Annotated in this window: 13 protein-coding genes; 7 read left to right on the top strand and 6 right to left on the bottom strand. The window is 73.0% G+C overall.

From position 1 onward, the window contains the following. Nucleotides 1–4: 4 nt before the first annotated feature. The 5 genes from AB0K05_RS05285 to AB0K05_RS05305 all read left to right on the top strand — a co-directional run bounded on the left by AB0K05_RS05285 (nt 5) and on the right by AB0K05_RS05305 (nt 4,932). Entirely contained in the window at nt 5–604 is a 600-nt protein-coding gene (locus AB0K05_RS05285; RefSeq protein ID WP_148032871.1) for a TetR/AcrR family transcriptional regulator, read from the top strand. Between the two features lie 39 nt (nt 605–643). Continuing rightward, complete coding sequence (locus AB0K05_RS05290; protein WP_271278758.1) at nt 644–2,740, top strand: right-handed parallel beta-helix repeat-containing protein; 2,097 nt, start codon at nt 644–646, stop codon at nt 2,738–2,740. Then, entirely contained in the window at nt 2,737–3,126 is a 390-nt protein-coding gene (locus AB0K05_RS05295; RefSeq protein ID WP_219544720.1) for a hypothetical protein, read from the top strand. The genes AB0K05_RS05290 and AB0K05_RS05295 overlap by 4 nt, the downstream gene beginning before the upstream one ends. Next, nucleotides 3,123–4,403: a hypothetical protein gene (locus AB0K05_RS05300; protein WP_271278759.1), complete on the top strand. Its 1,281-nt coding sequence runs from the start codon at nt 3,123–3,125 to the stop codon at nt 4,401–4,403. Before AB0K05_RS05295 ends, AB0K05_RS05300 begins: the two co-directional genes overlap by 4 nt. 109 nt (nt 4,404–4,512) lie before the next feature. Then, nucleotides 4,513–4,932, top strand: coding sequence for a hypothetical protein (locus AB0K05_RS05305; RefSeq protein WP_219544719.1), 420 nt, complete (start codon nt 4,513–4,515; stop codon nt 4,930–4,932). A 57-nt stretch (nt 4,933–4,989) separates the two neighbouring features. Here AB0K05_RS05305 and AB0K05_RS05310 read toward each other — a convergent pair whose 3' ends face one another. The 4 genes from AB0K05_RS05310 to AB0K05_RS05325 form a co-directional block, all read right to left on the bottom strand. After that, nucleotides 4,990–6,759: an NAD+ synthase gene (locus AB0K05_RS05310; RefSeq protein ID WP_271278761.1), complete on the bottom strand. Its 1,770-nt coding sequence runs from the start codon at nt 6,757–6,759 to the stop codon at nt 4,990–4,992. A gap of 53 nt (nt 6,760–6,812) precedes the next feature. After that, complete coding sequence (locus AB0K05_RS05315) at nt 6,813–8,288, bottom strand: BTAD domain-containing putative transcriptional regulator (protein ID WP_148032867.1); 1,476 nt, start codon at nt 8,286–8,288, stop codon at nt 6,813–6,815. 47 nt (nt 8,289–8,335) lie between these two features. Further along, nucleotides 8,336–10,210, bottom strand: a complete 1,875-nt coding sequence (locus tag AB0K05_RS05320) for a sensor histidine kinase (protein ID WP_364226881.1) — start codon at nt 10,208–10,210, stop codon at nt 8,336–8,338. Nucleotides 10,211–10,282: 72 nt separating this feature from the next. Further along, a complete protein-coding gene (locus AB0K05_RS05325) occupies nt 10,283–11,479 on the bottom strand; it encodes an MFS transporter (RefSeq protein WP_261808694.1) in 1,197 nt (398 codons plus the stop codon). A gap of 58 nt (nt 11,480–11,537) precedes the next feature. Here AB0K05_RS05325 and AB0K05_RS05330 point away from each other — a divergent pair, with 58 nt between their 5' ends. Then, the gene (locus AB0K05_RS05330) at nt 11,538–12,509 is read left to right on the top strand and encodes a DUF5937 family protein (protein WP_271278763.1); all 972 of its coding nucleotides are present in this window, start codon (nt 11,538–11,540) and stop codon (nt 12,507–12,509) included. Here AB0K05_RS05330 and AB0K05_RS05335 read toward each other — a convergent pair. Both AB0K05_RS05335 and AB0K05_RS05340 read right to left on the bottom strand, forming a co-directional pair. Continuing rightward, nucleotides 12,500–13,480 carry a terpene synthase family protein gene (locus tag AB0K05_RS05335; protein ID WP_261808693.1) on the bottom strand — a complete coding sequence of 327 codons (981 nt, stop codon included), beginning with the start codon at nt 13,478–13,480 and terminating at the stop codon, nt 12,500–12,502. The genes AB0K05_RS05330 and AB0K05_RS05335 overlap by 10 nt on opposite strands. 8 nt (nt 13,481–13,488) lie before the next feature. Next, nucleotides 13,489–14,034, bottom strand: a complete 546-nt coding sequence (locus AB0K05_RS05340; RefSeq protein WP_271278764.1) for an EF-hand domain-containing protein — start codon at nt 14,032–14,034, stop codon at nt 13,489–13,491. Nucleotides 14,035–14,185: 151 nt separating this feature from the next. On the opposite strand from AB0K05_RS05340, the gene glnA reads away from it, so the two are divergent. After that, entirely contained in the window at nt 14,186–15,547 is a 1,362-nt protein-coding gene (gene glnA / locus AB0K05_RS05345; RefSeq protein WP_271278765.1) for a type I glutamate--ammonia ligase, read from the top strand. The last annotated feature ends 99 nt before the right edge of the window (nt 15,548–15,646 follow it).

The following is a 15,646-nucleotide window of genomic DNA, read 5'->3' on the forward strand; positions in this document are numbered from 1 at the left end:
CGACATGACCACCCAGCACCAGGCCCGGGCGGGCCGCCCGCGCAGCGAGAAGGCCGAGAAGGCGATCATCGAGGCCACCCTCGACCTGATCGCCGAGGGCATGGGCGTCGCCGAGCTGTCGATCGAGGCGATCGCGTCCCGCGCGGGCGTGGGCAAGACCACGATCTACCGGCGCTGGGCCAACAAGGAGGATCTGGTCGTCGACGCGCTGGCGACGCTCCGCGAGCCGCTCCCGCCGCTGGCGGGCGAGTCGGTGCGCGACGACCTCATCGCCCTGCTCGACGTCGTCCGCCGCGAGGCCGGTCAGCGGCGGGCCCGCTGTGTGATGAACGTCGCGATGGGCGAGACCGACCGGTCCAAGCGGGTCAGCGAGCGGTTCTTCAAGCTGGCGCTGGAGCCGAGGCGGGTGGCCATGAGGCGGGTGCTCGGCCGCGGCGTCGCCAACGGTGAGCTCCGCCCCGACCTGGACGTGGAGCTGGGCATGGCGCTGCTGTCGGGCGCCATGATCTGGTTCAGCAAGTGGGGCCCCGAGGGCGACCTGCCCGAAGACCTGGCCGAGCGCGTCGTCGACCACGCCCTGGAAGGGCTCGTCTCACGCCGCTAGGGGTAGGCACAAGGTGAGCCTTGCTCTACTCTCGCGATCATGCGTCCCTTACGCAGGATCACGGTGCTCGCCGCGCTCGCCCTGGCCCTGCTGGCGCCCGCCGGCGCGGCGCTGGCGCACGAGGAACGGCCGGTCACGTTCCCCGACGGGTCCGGCAGCGTCCCCGTGCTGCGCACCGAGGATCCCGACCTGCTGGTCTGCAAGACCGACCGGGCCGACTTCGAGCGGCGCGTCGCGGGCTTCCCCGCGGACCTGAGGGAACGCAACCTCCGCCTGTTCGCAGACTGCCAGGAGAACGGGGTCAGGCACCTCCAGGAGGCGGTCGACCGGGTCGACGAGCCGGGCATGACGATCGCGATCCTGCCCGGCCTCTACCGCGAGGAGCCGAGCCAGGCCCCGCCCACCGGCGAGTGCGCCCGGCTCCCCGCCCGCTGGTCGGACTGGGGCTACCAGATCCTCTCCTACGAGCAGCAGGTCCTGTGCCCGCACAACCAGAACCTCGTCGCCATCCTCGGCAAGGAGAACCTGCAGATCGAGGGCACCGGCGCCGGCCCCCTCGACGTGATTGTCGACGCCGAGTACCGCAAGCTGAACGCCATCAGGGCCGACCGCACGAACGGGATCTACTTCCGCAACCTCACCGCCCAGCGCACCACCTTCAACTCCCTGTACGTGCTCGAAACCGACGGATTCGCCATCGACCGCGTCCTCACCCGCTGGAACGACGAGTACGGCTTCCTCACCTTCGCCAGCGACCACGGCCTCTACACCGACTGCGAGTCGTACGGCAACGGCGACGGCGGCCTCTACCCCGGCAGCGCCTCGAACATCAACGACGGCCGCGGCCACGACGTCCCCCGCTACGCCATCGAGATCCGCCGCTGCAAGAGCCACGACAACGCCCTCGGCTACTCCGGCACCGCGGGCGACTCCGTATGGGCGCACGACAACGAGTTCTACGACAACATGGTCGGCGCCACGATGGACAGCCTCTGGCCCGACCACCCCGGCCTGCCGCAGAACCACGCGCTGTTCGAGAACAACAAGATCTACGACAACAACCGCGACTACTACCGCTTCACCCGCGACGGCACCTGCTCCCGCCCGCCCGCCGAACGCGGCTACGAGCAGGGCGTCGTCTGCCCCCAGGTGGGCGTCCCGCCCGGCACCGGCGTCATCGTCGCGGGCGGCAACCACAACGTGTTCAGGAACAACCACCTGTGGAACAACCGCGGCGCCGCCTTCCAGCTCTTCGGCGTCCCCGCGTTCATCCGCGGCGAGGGTGACCTGGCCAAACAGGCCGACACCTCCAACCACAACCGGTTCGAGGCCAACGTGCTCGGCGTCGCGCCCACCGGCGAGCGGCGGCCCAACGGCAGGGACGTGTGGTGGGACGGTCAGGGCACCGGCAACTGCTGGCAGCCAGGCGTCGCGCTGACCACGCCCGCCGCGCTGCCCCGCTGCGGCGCGCGGGCGCCCGAGCTGTCGGGCGGCTCCGACCGGCTGCTCGCCGAACCCGTCAAGATCGCCAAACTGTTCCTCTGCTCCGACTTCAACGCCGCCCAGGCCCGCCTGCCGGCCGGCTGCGACTGGTTCGGCGCCTCCGGACCCGGCCGGGTGGAGACCCAGCTCGCCCTGGGCGGCTCGCTCGTCCTCGGGCTGGTCGCGGTCCTGTTCTGGGTACGGGCGCACCGCGCGGCCAGACGGCGCCGCGGCACCCCAGGGGGGAACGGGGTGCCGCCGGGCGTGGGCGAGGCGGGGGAGCGGCGGCTGCGCCTCATCTCGGCCGGGTCGGTCGTGGGGCTGACCGGGCTGGCGCTGGACGTGGTCGCGGCCGCCATGGACGACCCGTACCTGACGGGGGTGGCGCTGCTGCTCGTGGCCGGGTGGTCGATCTGCCTGGGCGCGGCGCTGCGGCCGGGGGCGTTCGCCTGGTTCACGATCGTGCTCGGCCTGCTGACCGTGGCGGACGCCTACGACCGGATGGTCGGCCTCATCCCCCTCATCCCGCTCGGACCGGGCTGGATCCGCGGCTTGCTGACGGGCGTCTGGGTCCTCTGGGCCGTGGTCCACCTCGCCCCGCGCCGCACCCGTACGGAGGAGAAGACCCCCGGCGACAGGGAGGCCGTCGCGTGAGGGGTCGCGGCGTCTGCGCGGTCCTGATCGCCGTGGTCGCGACGGCGGGATGCGGGCCGCTCTCGGACACCCATCACAGGCCAGGGAACAGTCACGAGGTCGCCACCGCCGCGCCCGTGCCGGGGGAGGCGCACGCCGAGATCACCGTCGAGGCGGGCCGCGTCCGGCCCCCGTCCGGCTGGCTGGAGGCGGCCCGCGGCCAGACCGTCAGCATCACCGTCACCAGCGACGTCCCCGACGAGCTGCACGTGCACGGCTACGACGTCGAAGCGGCCCTGCGACCCGGCGAACCGGCCACGGTGCGGTTCGTGGCGGACATGACCGGGGTGTTCGAGGTGGAGACCCACAACAGCCATCTGGTCCTCGTCCAGGTGGCGGTCCGATGACGGCGCTCCCGCACGGGGCGGCGCCCTGGGCGGCGGGGTATCCGGACGTCGCCCGGCGAGGGGAGGCGCTGCTCGCGCACGGCATCGGCGACCGCGCCGACCTGCCGATCCCGCTCTTCTACGCCTACGCCGGGGCGCTCGCCGCCCTCGTCGTGTCCTTCCTGGCGCTCGGCCTGCTCTGGGCCGACTCCCGCTTCCGCGGCGACCGCGCCGGCGTGACCCTGAACCTCCGCCTCCCCGCCCGCCCGCTCCGCGTCCTCACCCTGGTCGCCGCCGCCTACACCGTCGGCTGGCTGCTGCTCGGCCCCGAAGCAGGGAACGCCGGCGCGTACCTCGTCTATGTGCTCTTCTGGGTCGGCCTGATCCCCGCGTCGCTGCTGTTCGGCCCGGTGTGGCGGCTGCTCAACCCGTTCCGCCTGCTGCCCGACCGCCCCCGCCGCCCGCTCCCGCCGCGCCTCGGCTACTGGCCCGCCGCCCTCGGCCTGCTCGCCTTCACCTGGATGGAGCTCGTCGCCCCCGAACCCGCCGCCCCGCCCACCCTCCTCGCCTTCCTCACCCTGTACGCGGCCGCGCAGACGACCGGAACCCTCGTGTACGGGCACGGATGGCTGGAACGCGGCGACCCGTTCGAGGTGTACTCCACCCTGGCCGGCCAGCTCGCCCCCATCGGCCGCCGCGCCGACGGCACCCTCGTGCTGCGCGGCCCCTTCGACGGCCTCGACGCCATCCGGCCCGCCCCCGGCCTGGTCGCCACCGTGTGCGTGCTCCTCGGCAGCACCGGCTACGACGGCTTCTCCACCACCCCTGCCTGGGTGGACGCCCTCCAGTCAGGCCCGCTCGGCCGCGCCGGCCTCGGCACCGCCGGCCTGCTCGCCGCCATCGCCGCCGTCGCCCTCCTGTACGGAGCCTGCCTGTGGCTGGCCGGCCGGATCGGCGGCGCCCGCGACCTGGCCCCGCGCTTCGCCCACTCCCTGGTCCCGATCGCCATCGGCTACCTGATCGCGCACTACTTCTCGCTCCTGGTCATCGAGGGCCAGCGCGCGGTCATCCTGTCACTGGGGCTGGACGCGGAGGTGAACCCGGACCTGGTGTCGCCCCCGGTGATCGCCACCGTGCAGGTGCTGGCCATCATCGCCGGTCACGTGGCGGGCGTGGTCGCGGCCCACGACCGCTCGGTCCGGCTGCTTCCCCCGGCCAAGGCGGTGGCGGGCCAGATCCCGCTGTTCGTCCTCATGCTCTGCTACACCCTCGGCGGCCTCACCCTCCTCCTGGCCTGACGGCCGGGGAGGAAATGTGCGAACAGTCACATCGGGGGCGACACGCGGGCGGCAACCATGAGTCAGTGCCATCCTGACAACTTCCCGACGGAAGATCGAAAGGATATTCGTGCGCACACGTAAGCTGGCGACCCTCCTGGCCGGCACGGCCCTGGCCGCGACGACCACGCTGGTGGCGGGCGCGGCCCCGGCCGGCGCCGCCGGACCCTGCGGCAGCAGCTACTCCCGGGTCGGCGTCTACGCGGTCTCCAAGAACGGCACCCGCACGGGCACGCTGGAGGTGTACTACAGCTCCAGCACCGGAAAGAACTGCGCCCTGACCTACGGCTACGGTCAGTACGACGGCACCACCAGCTGGAAGCACGTCACGATCTCGAGGGGTGACGGCAGCGGGGCGGACACCGACGCGGGTAACTACAAGTACTACGCCGGCCCGGTGTACGTCTCGGCGCCCGGCCAGTGCATCGACGTCAGCGCGACCGTCCCCGCCTGGACGATCCTCGAGCTCAACAACGTGCACTGCGGCTGATCCCCTGACCAGGAGAAGGGCCCGCCGCGCGGCGGGCCTTTCCGTAGGGGAGAAGGCCTACGTGGTCTCGCGCCAGCGGTTGGTGATGGGGAGACGCCGGTCGCGGCCGAAGTTCTTCGGGGTGATCTTGGGACCCGGCGGATACTGGCGGCGCTTGTACTCGGCCAGGTCCACCAGCCGGATGACGCGGGCGACCAGCGCCGGATCGTGCCCGGCGGCGATGAGCTCCCGGGAGCCCATGTCCTTCTCGACGTAGTCGTCCAGCAGCTTGTCCAGGACCTCGTACGGCGGAAGGGAGTCGGTGTCGCGCTGGTCGGGGCGGAGTTCGGCGCTGGGCTCCTTGGTGATGGAGTTCGGCGGGATCGGCTCGTCCACCTGGAGCCGGAACGACGGGTCGCCACCGCCGTTGCGCCACCTCGACAGCTCCCACACCATGAGCTTCGGCACGTCCTTGATCGGCGCGAACCCGCCCGCCGAGTCGCCGTAGAGCGTGGAGTAGCCGGTGGCCAGCTCGCTCTTGTTCCCGGTGGTGAGCACCAGGTGGCCGTGCTGGTTCGACAGGCCCATGAGGATCATGCCGCGCACCCGGGCCTGGAGGTTCTCGGAGGCCAGGCCGGACAGCTCGATCTCCTTCTCGAACGAGGTCACGATCTCCGCGATGGGCACCACCTGCGCCCGCAGGCCCTGCCGCCGTACCAGGTCCTGGGCGTCCGACAGCGAGTGCTCGGAGGAGTAGCGGGAGGGCATGAGCACCACGTGCACCCGCGACGGGCCGATGGCGTCGGCGGCGATGGTGGCCGTCAGGGCGGAGTCGATGCCGCCCGACAGCCCGAGGATGACCGACTCGAACCCGTTCTTGGCCACGTAGTCGCGCACCGACAGCACCAGCGCCTCGTAGACCTCGGCGACCGTGTCCAGCGGCTCGGCCACGCTCGGGGGCTCCGGCTCGTACGCGGGAAGCGGGTCGTCCGACAGCACCAGCCGGTCCACGGTGATGGTGGTGCCGTCGCCGGCGTCGTACGGGAAGGAACCGGTCCCGGCGGACGAGACCGGCAGGTCGAGGTCGCAGACCAGCAGTTCCTCACGGAACTGGGCGGCCCGCGCGACCAGCTCGCCGCGGGCGTCCACCACCAGCGAGTCGCCGTCGAAGACCAGCTCGTCCTGCCCGCCGACCTGGTTGACGTAGACGAGCGCGCTGCCGGCCTCGCGTGCCCTGCGCGCGCACAGCTCCAGGCGGATGTCGTCCTTCTCCTTCTCGTACGGGGAGGCGTTCGGCACCACGAGCAGGCCCGCTCCCGCCTGGCCGACCACGGCGACCGGGCCGCCGTCCTGCCAGAGGTCCTCGCAGACCGCCACGGCGACGTCGACCCCGTGCAGCCGGAAGATCGGCAGCCGGTCGCCGCGGACGAAGTAGCGGTACTCGTCGAACACCCCGTAGTTCGGCAGGTGGTGCTTGGCGGTGCGGGCCACCACCCGGCCGCGGTGGAGCAGGGCGGCGGCGTCGAGCGGGGCGCCCTTGGGCTGGCCGACCCGGGGGGCCAGGCCGGCCCGGTCGACGTAGCCGACCACCACCGGCAGGTCGCCGAGGCCCTCGCGGTCGAGCCGGAGCGCCACCTCCTCGATCGCGGCGATGCTGGCGTCCACGAAGGAGGTGCGCAGCACGAGGTCCTCGACGGGGTAGCCGGTGAGGAACATCTCGGTGAACACGGCCAGGTGCGCGCCGCGGTCGGCGGCCCGGCGGGTCCACGCCACGAGCTTGTCGGCGTTGCCGGCCAGGTCGCCTACGGTCGGGTTCGTCTGGGCCAGGGCGATACGCAGTTGTGCCACGGCCCCAGCCTAGTACGGGGTTATTTTTAGCCTCAAAATGACGATAAATCGGCCTACTTCGCTGCGATGCTTCCCGGGGTCACCAGGCCGGACTCGTAGGCCGCGACCACGAGCTGCGCCCGCTCGAACAACCCCAGGTTGTCGAGCAGCGTCCGCACCGTCCCCTGCACCTCCGGCTCCGGCATGGCCAGCGTCTGGCCGATCTGCCGGTTCGTGAGCCCGCGCGCCACCAGCTTGAGCACGTCGAGCTGGGCGTCGGTGAGCCCGGCCAGCGCGGGCGGCGAGGCCGGGTCGGTGCGCCCGGCGAAGGCGGAGATGAGCCGGGTGGTGACCGCCGGGTCGATGAGGGCGTCGCCCGCGGCGGCGGCCCGGATGGCGGCGACGAGCTGCTCGGGCGGCGAGGTCTTGAGCATGAACCCGCTGACGCCCGCGCGCAGCGCCGCGTAGAGGTTCTCGTCGCTGCCGAAGGTGGTCATCATGATCACTTTGGGCGGATCGGCGGCGGTGAGGATGCGGCGGGCGGCGGCCAGGCCGTCCAGGTTCGGCATCTGGATGTCGAGCAGCACGACGTCGGGGCGCAGGGCGCGGGCGGCGGCGATGGCCTCCTCGCCGTCCCCGGCCTCCCCGGCCGCCTCCAGCCCCGCCTCCGCGGCCAGCACGACCTTGAGCCCGGCGCGTACCAGCGCCTGGTCGTCGGCGACGAGCACCCGCAGGGGCGGGCCGCCGGGGGAGGCCGCGGGCTCCGCGTCGGCGGCGGGCCGGTCCGCCACGGGGGTCTGCGGGATGTCCGGCAGGGTCTGGGAGAGCATGTCGTGCTCCAGCCGCTGCAACCCCGCCGTGAGGTCCAGGCCCAGTTCGTCCCGCCAGACCGCGCGGGCGCGGCGCAGCGCGGCGAGCGCGTCGCCCTGCCGGCCGGTGCGGTAGAGGGCCAGCGCCAGCAGGCGCCAGGCCTCCTCGCGCAGCGGATGCGCGGCGGCGTGCGCCTCCAGGTCCGCGACCAGCGCCGTCGGGCTCCCGAGCGCCAGCCCGGCCGCGCCCCGCCGCTCGATCGCGACGAGCCGCAACTCCTCCAGCCTGGCCGCCTCGGTCGCCGCCCACGTCAGGTCGGCGAACTCGGCCAGCGCGGGCCCGCGCCACAGCGCCAGCGCGCCGTCCATGGCCGCCCACACCTCGCCGGGCGGCCCGTCGGACTTGGCCAGGCGCTCGAACCGCCAGGTGTCCACCTGCTCTGGACGGGCCCGCAGCGCGTAGCCCGGCGGGGCCGACACCAGGACGGACGCCTCCTCGCGGGGCGCCCGGCCCGGTTCGAGCACGCGGCGCAGCCGGGAGACGTACCCCTGGATGGTCGAGAGCGCCTGCGCGGGCGGATCGCCGGGCCAGAGCTCGTCGATGAGCGTGTTCACGGGAACGGCCCGGCCCCCGGCCACGATCAGCCGGGCGAGCACCGCCCGCTGTCGCTGACCGCCGAGGTCGAGGGGGACGCCGTCCGCCCAGGCCTGGAACGGTCCGAGCGCAGTGAAAGTCAACATTGTGGGCATAAGCCTACGGCCATCCAGATGTGCCGGTAAATGGGAACTCATGGCGTGGGCAGATCCGCGCTCACCACGGTTCCGCCGTCTTCGGCGGCCCGTACCACGCAGGTGCCGCCCAGCTCGGCGGCGCGCTCGCGCATGGACCCCAGCCCGACGCCCGCGCGGGCGTCGGGCGGCAGGCCGATCCCGTCGTCGGCCACCGTGACGCGCAGCACCCGGTTGTCGCGCTCCAGCCGGACCGTCACGCGGGAGGCGGCGGCGTGCTTGCGCGCGTTCGTGAGCGCCTCCTGGACGATCCGGTACGCCGCCACCTCCACCGCCGCGGGCAGGCCGTCCAGGTCGCCGTCGGTCTCCACCGAGGTCGCCGGCTCCTCGGGCGTGCGGGCCAGCTCCCCGATCGCGCCGGCCAGGCCGAGCTCGTCGATCGCCGGGGGGCGCAGCCCGTACACGAGCTGCCTGATGTCGCCGCTGATCGCGTCCATGCCCGCGCGCAGGTCGGCCAGCAGCCGTTCGGCCTGCTCGGGGGAGCGGCGCAGGGAGACACGGGCCGCGTTGATCACCATCGCCATCCCGGTGAGCGACTGGCCCAGCCCGTCGTGCAGGTCGCGGCGCAGGCGCCGCCGCTCCTCCTCGCGCGCGGTCAGGATCCGCTCGCGCGACCGCCGCACGGCCGCGGTCATGCGCACCGCGTGCGCGGCGTCGGCGAGGTACGGGAGGAGCGTGGCGATCACCCGCTCGTCGTGCGCGGCGGGGAAGCGGCGCCGGGCCGCCGGGCCGATGAGCAGCAGCCCGACCGGCTCGCCGTGCCAGACCAGCGGGACGGTACGGGCGACGGGCTCGGGCGAGCCGGTCACCGTGGTCGCGCCGTCCACCTCGACCGCCGCCCCGGTCACCGACAGCCCCTCGCGCAGCACCTCCAGCGCGGCCAGCAGCCCGTGGCCCGGGTCGACGCGCTGCAGCCGGTGCTTGAGCCGCTCGGCCAGCTCGGCGGGCACGCCGATGCCGCCGTAGAGCAGACGGTCCACGCCGCGCTGCAGCGCGTGCCGCATCGGCTGGAAGAACACCCCGGCGAACAGCGCGGCCGCCAGCCCGGCGACCGGGTCCACCTCGGCCAGGAACAGGCTGGAGGCGGCGCCCACCGCCAGGTAGACGGCGGTGATGACCAGGGCGAGCCCGGTGCCGACCATGGCCCGGCTGATCAGCGTGTCGATGCCGAACAGCCGGTAGCACAGCACCGCCACCGCGATCGCCGCCGGGATGAGCGGGATGCCGAGCGTGGCCAGCCACCAGAACGGCCCGCCGAGCATCCACGGGATCAGCAGTCCCGGCAGGGTGACGAGCACCCACAGGATCTGCCGCCGCTCGACCGGGTCGCCCCGGGTGAACCGCACGGCCAGCGAGGCGAAGGCCAGCGCCATGCCCGCGGCGACGAGCACGTGGGCGGCGTCCCTCAGCTCCCTTTCCATGATCGCGATCGCGGTCCAGTCGAGCAGGTGACCCGCCACCGCCGGCAGGAGCGCCCACCGCCAGCGCGGCGACGGCATCCGGCCCGCCGGGTAGAGCAGGGGCAGCAGCACGCCGAGCGAGAGCTGGCAGGCCTGCCAGGTTGCCTGCACCACGATCCAGCCCCACCCCGGCTCCCCGTACAGGGCGATGAGGTTGGCGGACAGGATGTTGGCGGCGGCGCTCACGCCGCCCGCGCACAGCAGCCACCCGATGGCCAGCTGCGGCCTGCGCACCACCAGGATGGCGCCGAACACCGGGAACGCGGTGCCGGCCACGTCCTCCGGCGCGAACGGGAGCGGCGTGTAGGAGGCGGGCGGCAACTGGGCGGTCACCCAGGCGTTGGCGAGCTCCAAGGCGATCGCGAGCGTGGCGAGCCCGATCGCCACACCGCGCGCCGCCCCTGCGTGGCGCATGAAATCCGTCCTCCCAGCCCTCTGGCAGGGAGGAAATTATCGGGCCTGGGCCAACAATGAATCAAAATCCGTTCAACGGCGCCTGATCGCTGGGCCGATCGCGAGCATCCCCGCCGCGGAGACGAGGCCGATCCCGCCCGTCGTGAACCAGAGCGCCGGCTGCCCGCCGACCTCCAGCAGGGCGCTGCCCATCAGCGGCGTCAGCATCCCGGCCGCCGACCAGGCGAACCCGAACAGTCCCGCGTACCGGCCGCGCAGGTGGGCCGGGGCGAGCCTGGCCAGGATGGTCCCGGCGATGCCCGCGGTGACGATCTCGCCGGCGGTCCACACGGCGATGGTGACCGCCAGCATGGCCGTGCTGGTGACGAAGGCCGTCAGCGTGAACCCCACCCCCATCACCGCCAGCCCCGCCGCCAGCGTCCTGGGCGCGTCCCTGCGGCCCAGCCAGCCGGACACGAGCGGCTGCACGATCACGATGAGCACCCCGTTCAGCGCCATCGCCGCGCCGAACTGGGCGGTCGTCAGCCCGGCCAGCTTCGTCATCGCCACCGGCAGCATCGTGTACGTCTGCGCGTACATCAGCGCGTTCCCGAGCGTCACCAACGTGAACGCGACCATCAGCCGGTCGCGCAGCACCATCCCGAACCCGCCGGGCCCGGACTCGCCCGTGGGCCGGGTCTCCGGCACCGCCCGCCACACCAGCGCCGCGAAGACCAGGCAGCTCGCCGCGTTCAGCCAGAACAGCAGGAGGAAGCCCTGCTGCGCCAGCCACCCGCCCGCCGTCATGCCGACCGAGTAGCCCAGGTTGATCGCCCAGAACAGCAGCCCGAACGCCCGCGGCCGGTGCTCCGGGGAGACCAGGTCGGCGACCAGCGCGTTCGAGGCCGGCCGGTAGGCGTCCACGACCAGGCCGAGCGCCAGCATCGAGGCCAGGATCGCGGGCAGCGTCGTGCTGTAGCCGAGCGCCATCAGCGCCGCCGCGGTGGCCACCATGCCGCCGGCCAGCGTGGCCCGGCGCCCGATCCGGTCGGCCAGCGTCCCGGCCAGCAGCTGCGACAGCAGCGACCCCGCCCCGAAGACGGCCATGACCAGACCGGCGGCGGCCACGGACAGGCCGCGTGCCTGGGTGAGGAACACGCCGGTGAACGGCAGCACCATGGCGCCCAGGCGGTTCACCAGGGTGCCGCCCCACAGGGCCCAGAAGGGGCGGGGCAGCCCGCCGAACGCGGCGCGCAGGAAGGGCGGTTTTTCGGGAGCGGTGGTCGTCACCCCGCCAGGTTCCGGCCCTCGGATCGCCGGGTCGAACGATTTAGGGCACACTAAAAGCATGCCGGTGACGTGGGAGCTGAAGCCTGAGGACGTGGCCCGGATCCGGTTCGCCTTCTCCCCGCTGTGGGAGCTGGTCGCGAGCCTGCGCACCCTCCAGGACCCGGCCAGGCAGGCCCTGCATCTGCCGTGGCTCACCTGCGTGCGGCCCCGCCTGGCCGGGCTCGACCTGGCCGAGCTGCTCGCGCTCGTGCCCCCGAGCGGCTATCTCGCCGACTTCCTCACGCCGCCGCCCGACACGCCCATGCCCGACTTCGCCGCCGAGCTGGAGCGCGTCCGGCGCACCTCGCCGGAGCGGGCGCTGCACGAGGCGCGGGAGGTGCGCTCCGCCGATCCGGCCGCGCTCGGCCGGTTCGTCGCCGACCCGGCGGGCGGGATCCAGCGGGTCGCCGACGCCCTTGAGGCGTACTGGCGGACGTGTCTCGCCGAGTTCTGGCCGCGCGTCCACGCGCTGCTCGAACGCGACGTGCTGCGCCGCTCGCGGCAGCTCGCCAGGGGCGGCGCCCGCGAGCTGTTCGACGGGCTCGACCCGGCCGTCACCTGGACCGGTGGCCGGCTCCTCGTCGACCGGCCCTGGTGCAACGACGACCCGGCGCTGCACGGCGACGGCCTGGTGCTGGTGCCGAGCGCGTTCTACTGGCCGTCGGTCGCCGTCATGTCCGCCCCGTACCAGTCGATGCTCGTCTATCCGGTGCTCGGCGTCGGCACGCTGTGGGAGCAGGGCCCGCCGCCCGCGCCCGGCGCGCTCGCCGCGCTCATCGGCCGCAGCCGCGCCCGCATCCTGCTCGCGCTGGCCGAGCCGGCCACCACCACGGCGCTGGCCGGCCGCATGGCGCTGACGCCCGGCGCGGTCAGCCAGCACCTGACCGTGCTCAGCGGCAGCGGCCTGACCGTCGGCATGCGGGTCGGCAAGCAGGTCGTCTACCGCCGCACCGCCACCGGCGACGCGCTCGCCGCCGCCCCTCACGCGTAGCGGGACGACTCCAGCAGCCAGTCGAGGTGGGCCCGCGGCGCCGCGAGGTAGGCGCACGCCACCTTGCTCACGTCCCTGGCGGTGCCCGGCGCGAGATCGTCCAGCGGCAGCCGACGCGCGGCCCCGCTCATGTCGCGGCACCGCTCGGCGATCCGGTCGAGCACCCAGCCGACCGCCTCCCGCTCGCCCAGGCCCAGCTCGCGCATCGCGATCACGACGAGGTTGTGGCCGTCGCCGCGCTCCTTGGGCCGCGAGGCCACGTCGTTGCACCAGGCGGTGATGTCGCTGCAGGAGTTCACCAGCTCCTGCCACGGCTCCGACCGGTGCACCCAGGCCGGCACCTCCACCCGCAGGCACGGCTCCACCAGGTCGTACAGGTAGGGGCCGACCGTGCCCCTGCGCAGCATCGGGTAGTCGGCCAGCGTCGGCGCCTGGCCCGCCGCCCTGTTGTCGGCCTCGGTGCGGCAGGCGTAGTGCTGGCGCTGCAGGTTGACCGCGAACCGGCGGCGCCACTGGTCGCTCATCCGCGCGCTCGTCACCCGCCACAGGTCGGCGAAGGCCGCCTCCAGCGGATGGCCGCCGGCGCCCTCCAGCATCCCCTGGAACACCTCCAGCGGGCACGGCCCCTCGTCCAGCTCGTCGTCCAGGTGGAACAGCCACGTCAGCCACTGCGCGAACAGCGCCGCCGCGGCCGCGTCGAACTCGGCGAACGCCCGCCCCGCCATCCGGTGGAAGCCGACCCCCGGGTCGGCGCGCAGGCCCGTACGGCGCGCCCAGTCGATGACGGCCGCCTCGATCGCGTACACGGCGGGATGCATCCGGCACGGCGCCGCCATCCCGGGCACCCGCTCGACCAGCGGCAGCAGCGCGGCCGCGGCCCTGCTGCCCCGGCGGGGCAGCGGCAGCAGGGGCTTCCAGTGCAGGACGGATCGGAGCGCGGACCGTACGGAAGCCATCACGGTCGTGCTCACCGCGGTGTTCACAGGGGCCCGAAGAGCCAGTTGCCGGGCGCCTCGGGGTCCTCGCCCGTGTAGAAGTCGCGGGCGGCGCGCACCAGCTCGTCCACCGTCAGCACGCCCCGGCCCGTGGTGTCGAGCCGGTCGAACGCCGCGTCGGCGTCGTCGTGGCCGGTGCCGAAGGCGGCCAGCAGCGTGCGGAACTCCTCCGGCCCCGCGTAGCCGTCGCCGCCGCGGTCGCACAGCCCGGCCACCGCCGCGGCCGCCGGGCCGAAGACCGGAGCGTACCTGTCGCCCTTGACGAACGCGGCGGTCATGGCGAGCGCGAAGTCCTCGCGGGACATGTCGACGTCCTCGTCGCGGCCGAGCGCGGCCGACAGCTCCGCCCAGACGCGGTCGAAGCCGTCGACGAGGGCGCTGCCGGTCACGGACGTGGGGGACTCCCCGAAACCGACCAGGATGCGGGCCCCCAGGCCCAGCAGGTCCTCGCGGTCCACGACGCCCCTGCCGGCCGCGTCGATGTGGTCGAAGGCCCGATCGAGCTTGTGATTGAGCAGGTCGATAGCCACCAATGCCTCCCCCGAGACTGACTGCGTGATCACATTAAGACCGGGCACGCCCTTTGTCAGTGAGGCTCGCACCGGCACCCCTCGTAACCTGTGCGAAACACGGACACGGCATGCTGATAAGTGACCTGTACCATCTGCACGAGGGGATGCCGTGGACCGCCAGCAGGAGTTCGTGCTCCGCACGCTCGAGGAACGCGACATCCGGTTCATCCGGCTCTGGTTCACCGACGTGCTGGGCTTCCTCAAGTCCGTCGCGATAGCGCCGGCCGAGCTGGAAGGCGCGTTCGCCGAAGGCATCGGCTTCGACGGCTCCGCCATCGAGGGGTTCGCCCGGGTCTACGAGTCCGACATGCTCGCCAAGCCCGACCCGTCGACGTTCCAGATCCTGCCGTGGCGCAGCGAGACGCCCGGTGCCGGGCGCATCTTCTGCGACATCCTCATGCCCGACGGCTCCCCGTCCCACGCCGACCCGCGCTGGGTGCTCAAGCGCACGCTCGCCAAGTGCGCCGACATGGGGTTCACCTTCTACACCCACCCGGAGATCGAGTTCTTCCTGCTGAAGAACCGGCCGGGCGACAGCCTGCGGCCCGAGCCGATCGACTCCGGCAGCTACTTCGACCACACCCCCCACAGCTCCGGCCATGACTTCCGCCGTCAGGCGATCATGATGCTGGAGTCGATGGGCATCTCGGTGGAATACAGCCACCACGAGGGCGCCCCCGGCCAGCAGGAGATCGACCTGCGCTACGCCGACGCGCTCACCACGGCCGACAACATCATGACCTTCCGCCTGGTCATGAAGGAGGTCGCGCTGGAGCAGGGCGTCTGGGCCTCGTTCATGCCCAAGCCGTTCACCGAGCACCCCGGGTCCGGCATGCACACCCACATGTCGCTGTTCGAGGGCGACCGCAACGCCTTCCACGAGCCCGGCGCCGACTACCAGCTGTCCAAGGTGGGCCGCTCGTTCATCGCCGGCCTGCTCAGGCACGCCGCCGAGATCACCGCCATCACCAACCAGTGGGTCAACTCCTACAAGCGGCTGTGGGGCGGCGCCGAGGCCATCGCCGGGCAGGGCGGCGAGGCCCCCTCCTACATCTGCTGGGGCCACAACAACCGCTCGGCCCTGGTGCGGGTGCCCATGTACAAGCCGCACAAGGGCGGCTCGACCCGCATCGAGTTCCGGTCGCTCGACTCGGCCTGCAATCCGTACCTCGCCTTCGCGCTCGTCCTGGCCGCGGGGCTCAAGGGCATCGAGGAGAGCTACGAGCTGCCGCCGGCGGCCGAGGACAACGTGTGGACCCTCACCAGCGCCGAACGGCGCGCCCTGGGCATCCAGCCGCTGCCGCAGTCGCTCGACGAGGCCATAAGCGTCATGGAGCGCAGCGAGCTGGTGGCCGAGACGCTCGGCGAGCACGTGTTCGACTTCTTCCTGCGCAACAAGCGGGCGGAGTGGCGCGACTACCGGCGCACGGTCACCGAGTTCGAGCTCGGCCGTTACCTGCCCGTCCTCTGACGCCTATACGCCCATTTGGGTCCTAGTTTGGGCGCTTTGTCGCGTTCTCGGGTAGGCCGTGCACTGGAAGGGCCACTTCCTCGGCGCATCAGCCGTTCC

This window comes from Nonomuraea sp. NPDC049486 (assembly GCF_040676925.1).
In the GTDB taxonomy this organism is placed as follows: domain Bacteria; phylum Actinomycetota; class Actinomycetes; order Streptosporangiales; family Streptosporangiaceae; genus Nonomuraea; species Nonomuraea ferruginea.